Origin of the sequence: Kitasatospora sp. NPDC059722 (genome assembly GCF_042733235.1) — a bacterium.
In the GTDB taxonomy this organism is placed as follows: Bacteria; Actinomycetota; Actinomycetes; order Streptomycetales; family Streptomycetaceae; genus Kitasatospora.
This window is the reverse complement of sequence record NZ_JBHWGD010000115.1, coordinates 1-16583: the sequence shown is the minus strand read 5'-3', so window position 1 is coordinate 16583 and position 16583 is coordinate 1. Positions and strand designations below refer to the sequence as shown.

Below are 16583 nucleotides of genomic sequence, written 5' to 3'. Positions count from 1 at the left end.
CCCGTTGTGTGGGGGGGGGTTTTGTGTTCTGCCGGGCCCCCCCCCTCAATATACAGTCCGTGGGCGGCGGTGTCCCCCCCGGGGGGCGCCCCCGGGGCCGCAGGCTCGTTCGCGCGAGCCCTACCGCGGGCTGCTGGTGATGATCAATATCGCGAGCAGGATCCCGAAGCCGAGGTTCGCGATTTCCAGCCAACCGAAGATCTTGGCGCGCTTGGCGTACTTCTCGCGCTCGTACGGATCGACGGCGGTTCTGGCGCGGTTGCGGTTGGTGACCCACAGTACGATGAAGATGATGTCGAGCACGGCGAACTCCTGTGGGCCGATGGGATGTTGACGATCAGCCGAGGTGGGCGAGGGCCTTCCCGGGTTCGGGTTCAGGATGTCGGCGCACCAGGAGGGTGTCAACTGAGATAGATGCCAAGGGCTGCTAAATTTACGACAGTTGATGACTCGCCGCTTCGTCCTCGGGGAGCCCCGTGCGCACCTGCGCCACCACCGCCGAACGCACGAACGCCCGCGACACCGTCACCAGCCAGGCCGTCTCGGCGGCGAGGTCGGCCGCGACCTCGCGCGGCGCGTAGCCCGTCCCGTCCGCGGACGGACGGTGCCCGGCCGCCGACGACTCCAGCGCGGCGGCCAGGACGGCCGCCTCCACGACGGCCGCGTCCCCGCCGCTCGCCGCCTCGGCCCACCCGGGCACCCGCGGATCGGCGTGCGCCCGCAGCGTCAGCTGACCGTCGCGGATCTCGATGACGCGCCGGTAGAGCGCGAACTCCGGGTTCCGCAGCGGCCCGCCGAGGCCGAGCACCCCGACCTCCGCGGTGAGCGAGATCTCCGGCACCGCCGAGTGCAGCGCCGACCACAGCGGTTCGAGCCGCCGGTAGTCCCGCCAGGCCCGCACCTGCCGCGCCGAGCGGGTCAGGAAGGCCGCCCACACCGCGAGCGTCATGCCGCCGATGCCGAAGAGCAGCGTGCCGAGGGCGAACGGGGCCGAGAAGGCGTCCTCCTCGATCTCCTGGCGGCCGGTCGTCAGCGTCTCCCACAGCGGCACGGCGCTCAGCGCCGACCAGGCGAACCCGCACGGCGTCCCGGCGACGATCAGCCGCAGCCCGGTTCGCGGCAGCCCGGGGGCGACGACCCCGGCGGACCGCACGACCGCCAGGCCGAACACCGCGACGCACCAGCAGCCGTGCACGGTGAAGAGGGCGTTGAACAGCGTGAGCGGCAGGCGCCCAGCCGGGCCGGCCACCAGCTCGGGGCCCTCCAGCCGCACCCCGCCCACCACGTACGCGACCGCGCTCACCGCCATGACGAACGCCGAACCCACCGCCTGGCGCCGCACGGCGGCCGGGCCCGACGCCGCCGGCCGCACCGCGTACCCGAGCAGGGCGATCGCGCACTCCGCACCGAGCTTGAGCTCGTAGCCGAGCAGCGGTACGCACCGCGCGACGGACTCCCACGGCACGGCGGCCCGGGTGGCCGGGGCGAGCACGGCGACGGCCGTGCCGATGCCGAGGATGAACACCAGCAGCCGGCGCTCGCCGGGGCGGCGGCACAGGCCGCGGGTCAGGACCAGCCGTGCGGCCGTCGCCAGCAGGGCCAGCGCGCAGACCAGGTAGTCGACGGTGCTGCTCACGGTGCCGTCCGGTCGGGATCGTCGGGGTGGTGGGGTGGTGCGAGACCGAAGACGGCGTCGAAGCCCGTGCCGCTTGCCGCCGTGGACATCGTCTCCCTCCCCGATCTCCCCACCCGACGGGACTGTCCGGACGCCCATGGTAGTGGCGGACTTCCGGGGCTTCCAGGCCACTTGACGGGTGGGGAGGAGCAGGCGTCAGACGGCCGCGGGGGTGGTCCGGCGCGCGGTGCGGACGTCCTGCCACACGAAGTAGGCGAGGTTGAGCAGCACCGCCGCGTGGAGCAGCCACCAGCCGGGGCCGAAGGAGATCGTGATGTGCGGCACCAGCGTCGGCGACACGGGGGCGAAGTCGGTGGGCCGCAGCGTCAGGTCGGTGGTGAGGAGGCGTACGAGGAACGCCGAGAGGCTCAGGTAGCCGAGGGTCCGGACGACCGGGTGCCGGCGGTGCGGCCGGAGGGCGGTGCAGACGAGGGCGAGGACACCGAGCAGCAGCCAGGGCCACGCGAGGAGGATGCCGTAGCGGGTGTCGGGGACTCCGGGGAAGGACAGGAACCCGAGCGCCTTGCCGAGCGAAACGTCGGCCGCCAGGTCGTGGCCGTTGGCGAACGTGCCGTTGAGGGTGGCGCCGGTCAGGGGCACCGCGCCGACGTACAGGGCCAGGCCGCCGAGGGGCGCGAGCAGGTACGCCGGGCTCCATCGCCGTGCCGGGGCCGGAGCGCGGGGCGGTACGGGCGGCGGGGGCGGCACGAACGTCGTGGCGGTCGCGGTGAAGGGAGCGGTCGGCGGCGCCGTGGGCGGGGCGGGCTGCTGCTGCAGGAACGCCGTGACCATGGCGGCGGCCTGCGGGCCGGTGAGGCGGTCGTCCGGGGCCTTCGTGAGCAGGCCGTTGATCAGCGGCGCCAGCGGACCGGCCAGTGCCATCGGCGGTGCCGTCTCGAACAGGAGCGCCGCGAGCGTGGCCGCCGGGGTGTCGCGGCGGAACGGCATCCGCCCCTCGACGGCCTGGTAGAGCGTCGCGCCGAGGGAGAACAGGTCGCCGGCCGCGGCGGCGGGGCTGCCGTGGGCGCGTTCGGGCGCGAGGTAGTCGACCGAGCCGATGAACATGCCCGAGGCGGTGAGCGCCGTCTGGTCCTGCTGCACGGCGATCCCGAAGTCGGCCAGCAGGACGCCGCCGCCGTCGGCCAGCATGATGTTCGCGGGCTTCACGTCGCGGTGGACGATGCCCGCCTCGTGCGCGGCGCCCAGCGCGGCGAGGACGGCCTGCGCGACCCGGGCCGCCTCGGGCGCCGGGAGCGGTCCGTCCTGGACGATCCGGTCCTCCAGGGAGCGGCCGACGATCAGTTGCATGACCGTCCAGGGGAGGCCGCCGTCCACCACGACGTCGTGGACCCCGACGACGTTCGGGTGGTCGCGCAGCCGCGCCGCGTGCTGGGCCTCCCGCTGGGCGCGCACCAGGCGCTCGTCGTGCTCCGCGGCCGAGGCGGCGGGCGGCAACTGGACCTCCTTGACGGCGACGTCGACGCCCAGCACCTCGTCGTGGGCCTGCCACACGCTGCCGAACCCGCCCGCCCCGAGGCGCCGCACGAGCCGGTAGCGCCCGCCGACCAGCCGCCCCTCCCGCGTCGCCTGGTCGCCACCGCCGACGCCGTTCCCGCTCTCCGACACCGTCTCCCCGTTCCCGTGCACGCAGTCCGCCGCAGGGGTCCAGGACCGGCGATGGTGCCGGATCCGCGCTGCGGCGACGGGCCGTCGCACCGGCCCGGGCCACGATCATCCCAGCCGCGCGCGGGCCGGGGCACCCGGGGTCCGGATGGTCCGGACGGCCGCGGTGTCTCCAATCGGCGGCCGGCCGGAGTACCAAAGTCCCGGTCACCGGTGTGGGACGGGTGGGACGGACACGACCGGGCCTTGCGCCGACGCGGTCGCCCGGCAGACTGACGGGACCGGCGGCAGCGGGTCGATCCCCGCCGCCGGCTCCCGGCTGACGAATCATCGGAGACTCGCGCCGGAGATCCACGAGATCCTCACACACCAGGAGCACCCACCCGTGCGTACCCTCCTCCCCGCCCGCCGCCGGTTATCGCTGGGCCTGGCCCTGGCCGCCGCACTGACCGGTCTCGGCGCACTGACTGCCTCCGCCGCGGCCGCCTCCGCCGCGCCCGCGGCCACCGCGCCGAGCCCGATAGCCCTGACCTCCTCCGCCTGTCCGGCGGACATCCGGCAGGGCGAGTCCGACGGCTGCGTCACCCAGCTCCAGCTGGAGCTCGACCGCACCGGCGCTACGATCGCCGTGGACGGCCGGTTCGGGGCGGCCACCCTGACCGCCGTCCGCGTCTTCCAGACGGCGCACGCGCTGGTGGCCGACGGCATCGTCGGCCCCGCCACCAAGGCGGCGCTCGACGCCGCGGCCGCGGCGGCCTCCGGCACCGTCGACCTGCGCACCCAGTGCGGCGACCTGCGGACCGGCGCGAGCGGACCGTGCGTCAGCACGCTGCAGACGATGCTGAACGCGCTCGGCGCCCGGCTCACCGTGGACGGGCAGTTCGGGCCGGCCACCGACACCGCGGTGCGCGACTTCCAGGCCTTCCACGGCCTGGCCATCGACGGCGTCGTCGGCCAGGGCACGAAGGCCGCCCTCTACAGCGGCAACGCCGGCTCCACCGGCACCCCGCCGCCGCCCGGCACTCCGGTCGACCCGGCCAAGGTCCTCGCCGCGGCCAAGGCCTTCCTCGGCGTCCCGTACGTGTGGGGCGGCGGCCACTCGCTGCGCGGCGAGGGCCCCGGCCCGTCGCTGGGCACGTGCGACGGCTACACCGGCTCGATCCAGCCCTGCCCGGCCGACACGACCGCCGGCGTGGACTGTTCGGGCCTGGTCCGCGCGGCCTACTGGTTCGGCGCGGGCTTCGACCTGGCCAACGGCGGCGACACGAACCAGCAGACGCTGGACCGCCACCTCACGCCGGTCACCGAGTCCCAGCGCCGGCCGGGCGACCTGGAGTACTTCGGCACGGACGCGCACACCACCACGCACGTCGTGCTGTACGCGGGCACCGACCCCGCCACCGGCGCGGACATGATGTACGAGGCCAAGGAGACGGGCACGGACGTCCACTACGTCGGCCTGCGCACCGGCGGCTTCTGGTACCACGTCACGGCCTGACGGCCGGGGCACGCACCGCGCGGGGGGGGGGGGCCCCCGCCGCGGCGCCGGGGGGGGCGGCGCCCCCGCACGCCGCCGTCCCCGGGGGGCGGGCCCGTCCACCTCGGGGAGCGCGCGTGTCCACAACCAACACCCGGTCCACCGCCGGAGAGGCCCACCTCGGACACGTCGTGTTCATCTCCGCGGCCGCGGCGATGGGCGGCTTCCTGTTCGGCTACGACAGCGCCGTGATCAACGGCGCGGTCACCGGCATCCAGAAGCACTTCGGGGTGGGCAACGGCGAGACGGCGTTCGTCGTGGCCATCGCGCTGCTCGGCTCGGCCGCCGGCGCGGTGGCCGCCGGCCGGCTCGCCGACCACCTCGGCCGGGTGCGCACGATGCTGCTGGCGGCGACGCTCTTCGCGATCAGCGGCCTCGGCTCGATGTTCCCGCCGAGCATCCAGGTGCTCGCCACCTGGCGCGTGGTCGGCGGCGTCGCGATCGGCATCGCCTCCGTCATCGCCCCCACCTACATCGCCGAGGTCGCCCCCACCGCGTACCGCGGCCGGCTCGCGTCGTTCCAGCAGATGGCGATCGTGCTCGGCATCACCGTCTCCCAGCTGGCGAACTGGGCGCTCAACCAGGCCGCCGGCGGCGAGTCCACCGGCCACCTCGGCGGCGTCCAGGCCTGGCAGTGGATGCTCGGCGTCGAGACCATCCCGGCGCTGGTGTACGGCCTGATGGCGCTCGCCATCCCCGAGTCGCCGCGCTTCCTGATCGCCGACCACCGCGAGGCGCAGGCCCGCAAGGTGCTCAGGGAGGTCGAGGGCGAGGACGTCGACCTGGACGCCCGGGTCGCCGAGATCCGCGCGGTGCTGGAGTCCGCGCACAAGCCGCGCCTGAGGGACCTGCTCGGCGGCCGCTTCGGTCTCCTGCCGATCGTCTGGGTGGGCATCGGCGCCTCGGCGTTCCAGCAGTTCGTCGGCATCAACGTGATCTTCTACTACTCGTCGCTCCTGTGGCAGTCGGTCGGCATCAACGAGTCCAACTCGCTGCTGATCAGCCTCTCCACCTCGATCGTCAACGTGATCGGCACGGTGATCGCGATGGTGCTGGTGGACCGGATCGGCCGCAAGCCGCTCGCCCTCGCCGGCTCGATCGGCATGGCGCTCGCGCTCGCCACCGCCGCCTGGGCGTTCTCCTACCGGCACGGCACCGGCGACACCGCGACGCTCGACAACACCCACGCCACCGTCGCCCTGGTCGCCGCGCACGTCTTCGTGCTCTGCTTCGCCTTCTCCTGGGGCGTGGTGGTCTGGGTGCTGCTCGGCGAGATGTTCCCCAACCGGATCCGCGCCCTCGCCCTGTCCGTCGCCGCCTCCGCCCAGTGGATCGCCAACTGGGCCATCACCGTGAGCTTCCCGGACCTCGCCGACTGGAACCTCTCGGCGACGTACGTGATCTACGCGGCCTTCGCGCTGCTCTCCATCCCGTTCGTGGCCTTCTGCATCAAGGAGACCAAGGGCCGCGCCCTGGAGGAAATGGGCTGACCCCGACCCCCACCGACGCCCCCCAACGGTCCCCACCGACGACCGCCGCAGGACGACCGCCGCACGCGGCCCGACCCACCGAGAGGAAGCCATGCCAGACCAGGGCGGCTCCCGGCAGAACCTCACCTTCCCGAGCAACGGCCGCACCGCGCACGGCTACCTGGCCAGCCCGCCCCAGGGCGTCGGCCCCGGCCTCGTCCTCGTCCAGGAGTGGTGGGGCCTCACCACCCACGTCGCCACGATGGCCGACCGCTTCGCCGCCGAGGGCTTCACCGTCCTCGCGCCCGACCTGTACGGCGGCGCGACGACCCACGACGGCGCCGAAGCCGCCCGCCTCAAGCGCGAGCTGCCCGTCGAGCACGCCGTGACGGACCTCGCCGGCGCCGTCGACCACCTGCTCGCTCTGGACGGCGTCGTCGGCGACGCGGTCGGTGTGGTCGGATTCTGCATGGGCGGCGGCTTCGCGCTGCTGCTGGCCGCCCGCGCGGGCGACAAGGTGGCCGCCGCCGTCCCCTTCTACGGCCTCCCGCCCGACCCGGACTTCGACTACCGCGGCCTCACCGCCCACGTCCTCGGCCACTTCGGCGAGCACGACCGCTCGATCCCGATGTCCGCCGTCGACGAGGCCGCCACCCGCATCGGCGAGGCCACCGACATCCGCCCGGAGATCCACTTCTACCCGGCCGGACACGCCTTCATGAACGACGAGAACCCGCTCGGCACCTACGACGCCCTCCAGGCCCGCACCGCCTGGCGCCGCACCCTGAGCTTCCTCCGGGGCCACCTCGGGTGACTCCCGCACCCGGCTCCGCGAGCGCCCCCTGCGCCCCGCGTGCGCCCTGCGTCCGCCAGGTGGTGCGCAACCACCGGCGCACGCGGTTCGTCCGACCAGGTGAGTCATTCACCACCACCTGGGGGGCCACTGGTGCCGAAGCCTCTGCTGTTCCTGGACGTCGACGGCGTCCTCAACCCGGTCTGCCCGCACCCGGACGCCGGGTTCGACGCCCACACCCTGCTCGGCTACTCGGTCCTGCTCTCCGCCCGCCACGGCGACTGGCTGCGCGAACTCGCCGACACGTACGAACTCGTGTGGGCCACCACCTGGGAGGAGCACGCCAACACCCACATCTCCCCCGCGATCGGCCTGCCCGAGCTCCCCTTCGTCCGCTTCACCGGCTACGTCCCGCAGCCCGGCGACCCGCGCGTCCCCCTCATGCAACTGTTCTCGTCCCGCAAGTGGGCCCCACTGCTGCGCTACGCCGGAGGCCGCCCGTTCGCGTGGATGGACGATGTCATCCCCCAGCGCCTGGTGCGCAATTCACTGTGGCGCCGCGACCGCGTCCTGCTGCCCATCGACCCCGGCCAGGGCCTGGAACGCCGCCACGTCGACCGGCTCCTCGCCCGCCCGCCGAGGTCCCAGAGCAAGCTGACGCTCAAGGGATAGGCAGCACAGGCTCAAGGAGTGGGCAACCGGCTCAAGGGGTGGGCAGCCGACTCAAGGAGTAGGCAGCCAGCTGACGTGCCCGGCGAGCAGCGCGTACCCGACGAAGGCCACCGTGTCGATCAGCGCGTGCGCCACCACCAGCGGCATCACTCGCCCCCACCGCCGGTAGGCCAGGCAGAACACCGCGCCCATGACCATGTTGCCGACCAGCCCGCCGACGCCCTGGTACAGGTGGTACGAGCCGCGCAGCACCGAACTCGCGACCAGCGCCGCCGGCCACGACCACCCCAACTGCCCGAGCCGGCGCAGCAGGTAGCCGAGGACGACGACCTCCTCCAGGATCGCGTTCTGCCACGCGGACAGGACGAGCACCGGCACCCGCCACCACACGTCCGGCAGCCCCGACGGCGCCACCGTCAGGTTGTACCCGGCCGCCTGGGACGCCAGGTACAGCAGCAGCCCGGACCCGCCGATCGCGGCGGCGACGCCCGCGCCCCGCCCGAGGTCGCGCAGCTTCTGCCGCAGGTCGAAGCCGAGCACGCGCAGCGCCGCGCCCTCGCGCACCAGCAGGTAGCCGACCAGGACGACGGGCATCAGCCCGCGCCCGATGTAGTAGAGCTGCCAGGTCAGGTCGAGCCACGGCCGCCCGGGCGCCCGCGAGCCGTTCAGGGTCGCGACCTGCTGGCCGAGCGAGAGCGGCGCGGTGAGCGAGCCCGCGAAGTCGATGACCGCGCTGATGCCGCTGGCCCCGAGCGACAGCCCGAGGACGATCAGCAGCTCGGCACCGAGCAGCCGGCGCGTGGGCCGGGCGGTCTCCGGTTCGGTCGGGACGGTGGTCACGGGCGGGCTCCAGTGCGGCGATCAGGCCTCCGGCCGTCGGCCGACCACCGGGGCGATCATCCTGACACAGCGGCCGCGCGATCCGGCCGGCGGGCGCTGGTGCCGTGGCCGGACGGGTCCACCACGTTGCGCCCCGGGCCACGGCGTTACCCCACCGGCCAGGTGTGCACCGGCTCGCCGCCCCGCATGTGCTCGATGTACCGCCGGGTCATCGCCGCGAGCGCCGCTGGCCGGTCCATCCCGTACCGTTCCCGCAGCCGGTGGAAGGTCGCGCTCTGCCAGGCCGCGCCGTTGGTCCGCCGCAGGCACCGCTGCTCGATGATCCCGAGGTAGCGGTCCCGGTCGGCCGGCTCCACGCCCCACGCGTCCAGGCCCTGGTAGGCCATCGGCAGCAGCTCGCCGAGCACCAGGTCGACGGCGGACACCGTGGTCAGCCCGCCGCCGCGCCCCGCCCGGCCCGAGCGCGGCCACTGGAAGACGGCGTCGACGCCGTACCGCGCCGCCTGCCGGAAGTTCTCGTCCGCCCGGTCGAACGGCAGCCTGGTCCACACCGGCCGCGACTGCTCGGCCAGCACCCGCACCACCCCGTAGTAGAACGCCGCGTTGGCCAGGGTGTCGGCGACCGTCGGCCCGGCCGGCAGTGCCCGGTTCTCCACCCGCAGGTGCGGCACCCCGCCGCTCACGTCGTACACCGGCCGGTTCCACCGGTAGATCGTCCCGTTGTGCAGCCGCATCTCCGCCAGCCGGGGCGCGCCGCCGGAGGCCAGCACCTTCAGCGGGTCCTCGTCGTCGCAGATCGGCAGCAGCGCCGGGAAGTAGCGCAGATTCTCCTCGAACAGGTCGTACGCCGAGTCCACCCAGCGCTCGCCGAACCACGTGATCGGGCGTACGCCCTGCGCCTTGAGCTCCGCCGTACGGGTGTCGCAGGCCTGCTGGAACAGCACCGGCCTGGTCTCGCGCCACAGCTCCCGCCCGAACAGGAACGGCGAGTTGGCGCCCAGCGCGAGCTGCGGCCCGCAGATCGCCTGCGCCGCGTTCCACACCGAGGAGAACCGCTGCGGCGTCACCTGGAGGTGCAGCTGGAGCGAGGTCGCCGCCGCCTCCGCGACCATGGTGATCGACTCCAGCTGGAGGCGCTCGACGCCCTCGATGTCCAGCGAGATGTCCTCGCCGCGGGCGGCCAGGATCTGGTCGCTCAGCAGGCTGTACCGCTGATTGTGGGACATCGCGTCCAGCCCGGTGTGGTCGTGCTCCAGCGTCGGCAGGATGCCCACCATGACGATCCGCGCGCCGGCCTCGGCCGCCCGCCGGTCGGCGTAGCGCAGCCCGGTGTCGATCTCCTCGCGCAGTTCCTCGAAGACGTGCCCGCCCAGCCGGTGCGGCGCGATGTTCACCTCGATGTTGAACCGGCCGAGCTCGGTCTGGAAGTCGCTGGAGCCGATCGAGCTCAGCACCTGCGCGTTGCGCATCACCGGCAGGCCCTGCTCGTCGGCCAGGTTGAGCTCGATCTCCACGCCCATCACCGCGCGCGGGCGGTCGAAGCGGTCCTCCTGCAGCATCCGCCCGAGCGCGTCGAGGCAGGCCTGGAGCTTTCGTCGGTACAGCTGCCGGTCCGCCAGATCCGCACGCGTCGCCACGACCTTCTCGCCCATGGTCCCCTCCTCCTGAGCCACCGGCCGACCGACCGTGCCAGACATCATGCCCGCCCGGAAGATCGATACCCGAAGGCGTGTACTGGCTTGCAATGCAAGGAAACTGACGACTATTCAGAGTATCTGCCGACTTGCCCGGCGCCACCGCCTGTGATAAACAGGTCACCCTGCGCACCTGTTCGATAGAATTCGCACTGCGCTCCGGCCGGTCCGCTCCCCGCCCCGAGGCCCTCGTCGAGGGCGGCGACCGCGCCGGCTCCGCGATCCTGCACAACCGGACACGGCCAGGTCCCGTCACCGTTGACACACCGCGCCACGCCGGTATGCCGCACTCGCACGCCGATCTCACACGGAGAGGCGACCTCGCCATGACACTGCAGACCCCGCAACCCCCACCGAGCGCCCTGCGCGCGGTCCTCGCCGCACTCGACTCGGAGACCGCGCTGCGCCAGCCCGCCGCCGCAGCGCTGCGTCATCCGGCCGGCCCCCTGCTGCCCGCCCACCCGCTCGCCGTCCACGTCCTGGACGGCCCGCACCCCGAGCTCACCGCCGCCCGCCGGACGGGCTGGCGCTTCCTGATCAAGGACGGCGCCGACGTGGCCGCCGCCGCCGAAGTGGTGCTGGACATCGAGGGCCACACCTTCTCCCACTTCACCGCCGGCCCCTACCTGGACTCCACGGTCCGGGCGCTGCGCCAGGCCTGGCAGCTCGCGCAGGGCTCCCGGGTGCGCCACCAGCCCCGCCTGCTGACCTTCCCCGGCCAGTACGCGACGGCGCTGTGGCTGCACAGCCCCGACACCGGCCCGGCCGCCGACCTCCTGATCCCGCTCGCCCCGGCCCCGCTCGGCGTCACCGCGCACCGCGCGTACCCGGCCGCCGAGCTCCTCCCGCTGCTCGCACGCGCCCCCCTCGCCAAGCCGCTGCTCCTCGGCACCTCCTGACCCGGACACCCCTGGCGACACCCCCGACCCCAGGGCTCTCCGGACCTCTCACCCACCCGGACGGGTCACCGTCCATGGCCCTGATGGGTCACCTTGCGCCTGACCCGTCTGTGCGTATTTCGCCACCAGCCCCACCTGAACGGGTGATCTCTGCGCGGGAGTTGTGGCGCATGTCACCAAATCGCTGCGCGCACGTCCGCAGATGCCGACACTGGGAACCAGCGTGGAAGGACCACCTGTCCTACCCACTTGAGCGCCGCTCAACACCTGGTCGGCGCGCGGACAGGATCCGACTGCGCGGCGGTTCCCGACGGCTCGCCGTCGGCGGCCGCCCCACGGGGAGGATCGCAGAGCGAAGCGAGGGTACGCATGTGCCAGCACCGTCCTGAGTGCCCGTCGGCCGAGTCCGAGGACCGCGAGGCTGCCGTCCCGGTGGCCTGCCACCCGGAGCAGGGCTGGAGCCTGCTCTGCAACGGCGTCCTCATGTTCGAGGACACCGGAGAGCTGCTGCCCGACGGCCGGGTGATCGCACCGCGCCGCCCGGTCGCCCACGCGGCCTGACCCGCAGTCCGACCCGCGGCCTGACCCGCGGTCCGACCGTACGCACGCACCATCAGCGGGGGCAGTCCACGAGAACGGGGCAGGGCCCCGGCGAACGCACCGCCGGGGCCCTGCCACTCACGCCTGCCGGATCCGGCTCAGACGCCGTACTCGTCAAGCGGCGGGCACGAGCAGACCAGGTTGCGGTCGCCGTACGCGCCGTCGATCCGGCTGACCGGCGGCCAGTACTTGTCCGCCGGGTTCACGCCCGCCGGGAAGACGGCCTCCTGCCGCGAGTAGCCGTGCGCCCAGTCGCCGGCCAGGGTGGCGGCGATGTGCGGGGCGTTGCACAGCGGGTTGTCGTCGGCCGCCCACTCGCCCGAGCCGACCTTGTCGATCTCGGCGCGGATCGCGATCATCGTGTCGCAGAACCGGTCGATCTCGTGCAGGTCCTCCGACTCGGTCGGCTCGATCATCAGCGTGCCGGCCACCGGGAACGACATCGTCGGCGCGTGGAAGCCGTAGTCGATCAGGCGCTTGGCGATGTCGTCCACCGTCACGCCCGTCTCCTTGGTGAGCGGACGCAGGTCGATGATGCACTCGTGCGCGACCAGCCCGCCCGGCCCGGTGTAGAGCACCGGGAAGTGCGGGGCCAGGCGCTTGGCGATGTAGTTGGCGTTCAGCACGGCGACCTGGGTCGCGTGCTTGAGGCCCTCGCCGCCCATCAGGCGGACGTACGCCCAGGAGATCGGCAGGATCGCGGCCGAGCCCCACGGCGCCGCCGAGATCGGGCCGACACCGGTGGCCGGGCCGGCCTCCTCCTGCAGCGGGTGGTTCGGCAGGTACGGCGCCAGGTGGGCGCGCACCGCGACCGGGCCGACGCCCGGGCCGCCACCGCCGTGCGGGATGCAGAAGGTCTTGTGCAGGTTCAGGTGCGAGACGTCCGCGCCGAACTTGCCCGGCTTGGCGAGGCCGACCAGGGCGTTCAGGTTGGCGCCGTCCACGTACACCTGGCCGCCGGCCTCGTGCACCAGGGCGCAGATCTGGGTGATCTCGGTCTCGTAGACGCCGTGGGTGGACGGGTAGGTGACCATCAGCACCGACAGGCTGTCGCGGTGCTTCTCGATCTTGGCCTTCAGGTCCTCGACGTCCACGTCGCCGTCGACGAGGGTCTTCACCACGACGACCCGCATGCCGGCCATCACGGCGGAGGCCGCGTTGGTGCCGTGCGCGGAGGACGGGATCAGGCAGACGTCGCGCTGGGTGTCGCCGTTGGCGTGGTGGTAGGCGCGGACGGCCAGCAGGCCGGCCAGCTCGCCCTGCGAACCGGCGTTCGGCTGGATCGAGACGGCGTCGTAGCCGGTGACCTCGACCAGCTGCTGCTCCAGCTGGCGGATCAGGGTCAGGAAGCCCTGGGCCTGGTCGATCGGCGCGAACGGGTGCAGCTGGCCGAACTCCGGCCAGGTCACCGGCTCCATCTCGGTGGTCGCGTTGAGCTTCATGGTGCAGGAGCCCAGCGGGATCATGCCGCGGTCCAGCGCGTAGTCCCGGTCCGACAGGCGGCGCAGGTAGCGCAGCATGGCGGTCTCCGAGCGGTGGCTGTGGAAGACCGGGTGGGTGAGGTACTCGTCCTCGCGCAGCAGCGCGGCGGGCAGCGCCTCGGCGGTCTCGGCGGCCTCGACGGCGGGCACGCCGAACGCGGCCCAGACGCCGGCCAGGTGCTCACGGGTGGTGGTCTCGTCGGTGGAGACCGAGATCCGGTCCTCGCCGTCCTGGTACACGTTGATGCCGTTGGCGCGGGCGGCGGCGGCGATCTCGGCGGCGCGGCCCGGGACGACGGCGGTGACGGTGTCGAAGAACTCGCCGTGCAGCAGCTCGACGCCGCCGGCCCGCAGGCCCTCGGCGAGGGCGGCGGCGTAGCGGTGGGTGCGGCGGGCGATGTCGGCCAGGCCGTCCGGGCCGTGGTAGACGGCGTACATCGAGGCCATGACGGCGAGCAGCACCTGGGCGGTGCAGATGTTGCTGGTGGCCTTCTCGCGGCGGATGTGCTGCTCGCGGGTCTGCAGCGCCAGGCGGTAGGCGCGGTTGCCGTCCGAGTCGACGGAGACGCCGACCAGGCGGCCGGGCAGCGAACGGGCGTACTCGGCGCGCACCGACAGGTAGCCGGCGTGCGGGCCGCCGAAGCCCATCGGCACGCCGAAGCGCTGCGAGGTGCCGCAGGCGATGTCGGCGCCGAGCGCGCCGGGCGACTTGAGCAGGGTCAGCGCCAGCAGGTCGGCGGCGACCGCGACGATCGCGCCGAGGCCGTGGGCCTGCTCGATGACGGGGGCGAGGTCGCGCACGACACCGGTGGCACCCGGGTACTGGAGCAGCACGCCGAAGACGCCGCGCTCGGCGATCTCGGCCGGGATGCCCTCGGAGAGGTCCGCCACGACGACCTCGACACCGGTGGGCACGGCGCGGGTGTTGATCACCGCGACGGTCTGCGGCAGGGTTTCGGCGTCGACGAGGAACACGCCGCCCTTGACCTTGGTGACGCGGCGGGCCAGCGCCATCGCCTCGGCGGCGGCGGTGGACTCGTCGAGCAGCGAGGAGCCCGAGGTGGGCAGGCCGGTCAGGTCGGAGACCAGGGTCTGGAAGTTGAGCAGCGCCTCCAGGCGGCCCTGGGAGATCTCCGGCTGGTACGGGGTGTACGCGGTGTACCAGGCCGGGTTCTCCAGGACGTTGCGCAGGATCACCGGCGGGGTGAAGGTGCCGTAGTAGCCCAGGCCGATCATCGGCTGGAGCACCTGGTTGCGGCCGGCCAGTTCGCGCAGCTCCGCGAGGACCTGGGCCTCGCTGCGGCCGGCGGGCAGGTCCAGACCCGTGATGGAACGGATCGCCTCGGGCACGGCGGTGGCGGCGAGCTCGTCCAGCGAGCCGTAGCCGACCTGCGCCAGCATCTTCTCCTGCGCGGCGGCGTCGGGGCCGATGTGGCGGTTCTCGAAGGGGCTGGCCTGCTCGAGCTCGGTGAGGGTGACGGCGCCGCTCGGGCGTCCCGCGTTCGACTGGGCGTTCATGGTGGTCGAGGCCTCCTGGTCACGGACCGGCGGGGGTACGCACGCCGGTCGGCCTGCACCGCTGCGGACAGCGGGTGGGCCTGGTGGCGGGCGGACCCGACAGGCCTCCCCCTCTGTCATCGGGACCTGAGAGCTTCGCCCGCGCGGCGCGCTGTGGGCGCTCCGCCGGCTTGCACCGTCGGTGAGGGTGGTGGCCGTCGGCTCCCTCGCCGGCGGTCCTGCCCTGCTTTCCAGAGTGACCTATCCCACACGGTACGGATGCCTGAGAGATTCCGGGGAGGAGTTGCTCCTTCGGCGCCCCGGCCAGCGGCTTTCGCCTTCGGGGACTCTCCCGAGCGGGCTCGGCGGTCGCGGCCCAGGGTACCAGCGGGAGCCCGTTCGATCACGGGTGTGTCCGGTCACCCGGGGTCTACGCGCGTCCCCCGAACGGCCCACCCCGCAGCCCGTCCGGACGCACCCCGCTCGCGGCCGTCCGGTTGATGGCTTTTGGTGTGAAGTGGCGGACGGCACGGCTGCTCCGGCCGCCGTCCTGCGGGAGTTCCGCAGGCGCAGCGCACTGGAGGAAAGAGTGCAAACCGATATCGACCCCCGCGACCTCATCGGCCACAAGGCGGTCGACCGCAACGGAGACAAGATCGGCACGGTCGACGAGGTGTACCTGGACGACGCCACCGGCCAGCCCGAGTGGGCCGCCGTCCGCACCGGCATCTTCGGCCGGGACGCCTTCGTCCCGCTCACCACGAGCGAGTTCTCCGGCGACGAGCTCCGCGTGCCGTACGACAAGTCGCTGGTCAAGGACTCGCCGGACTTCGGCGTCGGCCAGCACCTGTCGCCGGCCCAGGAGCTCCAGCTCTACCGCTACTACGGCCTCGACACCCCGGTGAACGGCCGGCCGGTGAACGGCGACGCCGGACCGCCGCAGCCCGACCTCGACTTCGGCACCACCGCGGCCGCCACCACGACGACCGTCGCCCCCATGACCACGACCACCCTCACCACCGCTCCCACCACGACCGCCACGGAGGCCCACGTGCGGACCCTCAGCACCCCCGCGCCGACAGCCGCCCCGATGGCGGCCGCGACCACGACCGCCCAACCCCCCGTCGCCCAGCCCGCCGTCCAGCCCAAGCCGCAGGCCGCCCCGGCGACCGAGGCCCCGTCCGCCCCCAGCGGCCCGGTCGAGATCACCTGCCGCGAGGAGCGGCTGGACATCACCACCGAGTGGCACGTGCTGGGCACGGCGAAGCTGCGCAAGTACGTGACGAGCGAGCAGGTCGAGCGCCGGGTCCCGGTGGTCCGCGAACGCGTCCGGGTGGAGCGGATGCCGGTGGGCGACGCCGAGCGGGCGGCCCTCACCGAGAAGGAGATCGCCGAGGCGGTGGAGGAGGTCACCCTGCGCGAGGAGCGCCCGGTGGTCCGCAAGTACCTCGCCCCGATCGAGCGGGTCCGACTCGTCGTCGAGCGCTACACGGCGGAGGAGGTCATCCACGACGAACTCCGCCGCGAGAACGTCGAGGTCCACGACGACACCCCCGCCACCCCCAACGGAGCCCCCAACGGCACCCCCACCCCCAACGGCGCCTCCCTCCGCCCCCTGTCCTGAACCGCACCACCCAAAGGCTCCCGGCCCCCACCGGGAGCCTTTGCCATGCCCACCGACTCCCCCATCCCAACTCCCCACCCCCAGCCCGACCACCCCCGTCCGCCACACCGCACGACGCCCCACCCGACGACCCCCCTCCGCCAAACCACACCACTCCCCCCAACCCCCCACCCCCAGCC

General features: G+C 73.4%; 13 protein-coding genes, 1 pseudogene and 1 riboswitch. Of the genes and pseudogenes, 8 read left to right on the top strand and 6 right to left on the bottom strand.

Translation table 11 applies throughout. The annotated features are described in order from the left end of the window. Positions 1-120: 120 nt before the first annotated feature. The 3 genes from ACFV4F_RS38120 to ACFV4F_RS38110 form a co-directional block, all read right to left on the bottom strand. The gene (locus tag ACFV4F_RS38120) at positions 121-303 is read right to left on the bottom strand and encodes a hypothetical protein (protein WP_380438718.1); all 183 of its coding nucleotides are present in this window, start codon (positions 301-303) and stop codon (positions 121-123) included. A gap of 130 nt (positions 304-433) precedes the next feature. Continuing rightward, the gene (locus ACFV4F_RS38115; RefSeq protein WP_380509721.1) at positions 434-1636 is read right to left on the bottom strand and encodes an MAB_1171c family putative transporter; all 1203 of its coding nucleotides are present in this window, start codon (positions 1634-1636) and stop codon (positions 434-436) included. Positions 1637-1831: 195 nt separating this feature from the next. Next, positions 1832-3301, bottom strand: a complete 1470-nt coding sequence (locus ACFV4F_RS38110; RefSeq protein WP_380509718.1) for a serine/threonine-protein kinase — start codon at positions 3299-3301, stop codon at positions 1832-1834. 382 nt (positions 3302-3683) lie between these two features. Between ACFV4F_RS38110 and ACFV4F_RS38105 the strand changes: the two genes are divergently transcribed. The 4 genes from ACFV4F_RS38105 to ACFV4F_RS38090 all read left to right on the top strand — a co-directional run bounded on the left by ACFV4F_RS38105 (position 3684) and on the right by ACFV4F_RS38090 (position 7769). Beyond that, positions 3684-4796: a peptidoglycan-binding protein gene (locus ACFV4F_RS38105; protein ID WP_380509715.1), complete on the top strand. Its 1113-nt coding sequence runs from the start codon at positions 3684-3686 to the stop codon at positions 4794-4796. A gap of 116 nt (positions 4797-4912) precedes the next feature. Further along, the gene (locus tag ACFV4F_RS38100; protein WP_380509712.1) at positions 4913-6325 is read left to right on the top strand and encodes a sugar porter family MFS transporter; all 1413 of its coding nucleotides are present in this window, start codon (positions 4913-4915) and stop codon (positions 6323-6325) included. A 91-nt stretch (positions 6326-6416) separates the two neighbouring features. Next, positions 6417-7118, top strand: coding sequence for a dienelactone hydrolase family protein (locus tag ACFV4F_RS38095; protein ID WP_380509710.1), 702 nt, complete (start codon positions 6417-6419; stop codon positions 7116-7118). A gap of 132 nt (positions 7119-7250) precedes the next feature. Continuing rightward, positions 7251-7769, top strand: a complete 519-nt coding sequence (locus ACFV4F_RS38090; RefSeq protein ID WP_380448335.1) for an HAD domain-containing protein — start codon at positions 7251-7253, stop codon at positions 7767-7769. Between the two features lie 51 nt (positions 7770-7820). On the opposite strand, the gene ACFV4F_RS38085 is transcribed toward ACFV4F_RS38090, so the two are convergent. Then, positions 7821-8609 (bottom strand): CPBP family intramembrane glutamic endopeptidase, encoded by a 789-nt coding sequence (locus tag ACFV4F_RS38085; RefSeq protein WP_380448333.1) that lies wholly within the window; start codon positions 8607-8609, stop codon positions 7821-7823. 146 nt (positions 8610-8755) lie between these two features. Continuing rightward, complete coding sequence (locus ACFV4F_RS38080; RefSeq protein WP_380448332.1) at positions 8756-10261, bottom strand: glutamate--cysteine ligase; 1506 nt, start codon at positions 10259-10261, stop codon at positions 8756-8758. Positions 10262-10629: 368 nt separating this feature from the next. Here ACFV4F_RS38080 and ACFV4F_RS38075 point away from each other — a divergent pair, with 368 nt between their 5' ends. Beyond that, complete coding sequence (locus ACFV4F_RS38075; RefSeq protein ID WP_380448330.1) at positions 10630-11202, top strand: hypothetical protein; 573 nt, start codon at positions 10630-10632, stop codon at positions 11200-11202. A gap of 369 nt (positions 11203-11571) precedes the next feature. Beyond that, positions 11572-11763 carry a DUF5999 family protein gene (locus tag ACFV4F_RS38070; RefSeq protein ID WP_313766696.1) on the top strand — a complete coding sequence of 64 codons (192 nt, stop codon included), beginning with the start codon at positions 11572-11574 and terminating at the stop codon, positions 11761-11763. 137 nt (positions 11764-11900) lie between these two features. Here ACFV4F_RS38070 and gcvP read toward each other — a convergent pair whose 3' ends face one another. Then, the gene (gcvP, locus tag ACFV4F_RS38065; RefSeq protein ID WP_380448329.1) at positions 11901-14801 is read right to left on the bottom strand and encodes an aminomethyl-transferring glycine dehydrogenase; all 2901 of its coding nucleotides are present in this window, start codon (positions 14799-14801) and stop codon (positions 11901-11903) included. A gap of 240 nt (positions 14802-15041) precedes the next feature. Beyond that, positions 15042-15145, bottom strand: a riboswitch (glycine riboswitch). A gap of 224 nt (positions 15146-15369) precedes the next feature. Between gcvP and ACFV4F_RS38060 the strand changes: the two are divergent. Then, positions 15370-15750: pseudogene (locus ACFV4F_RS38060) on the top strand (PRC-barrel domain-containing protein); the annotation flags it as partial. Between the two features lie 27 nt (positions 15751-15777). After that, entirely contained in the window at positions 15778-16404 is a 627-nt protein-coding gene (locus ACFV4F_RS38055; RefSeq protein WP_380448339.1) for a YsnF/AvaK domain-containing protein, read from the top strand. Positions 16405-16583: the final 179 nt, after the last annotated feature.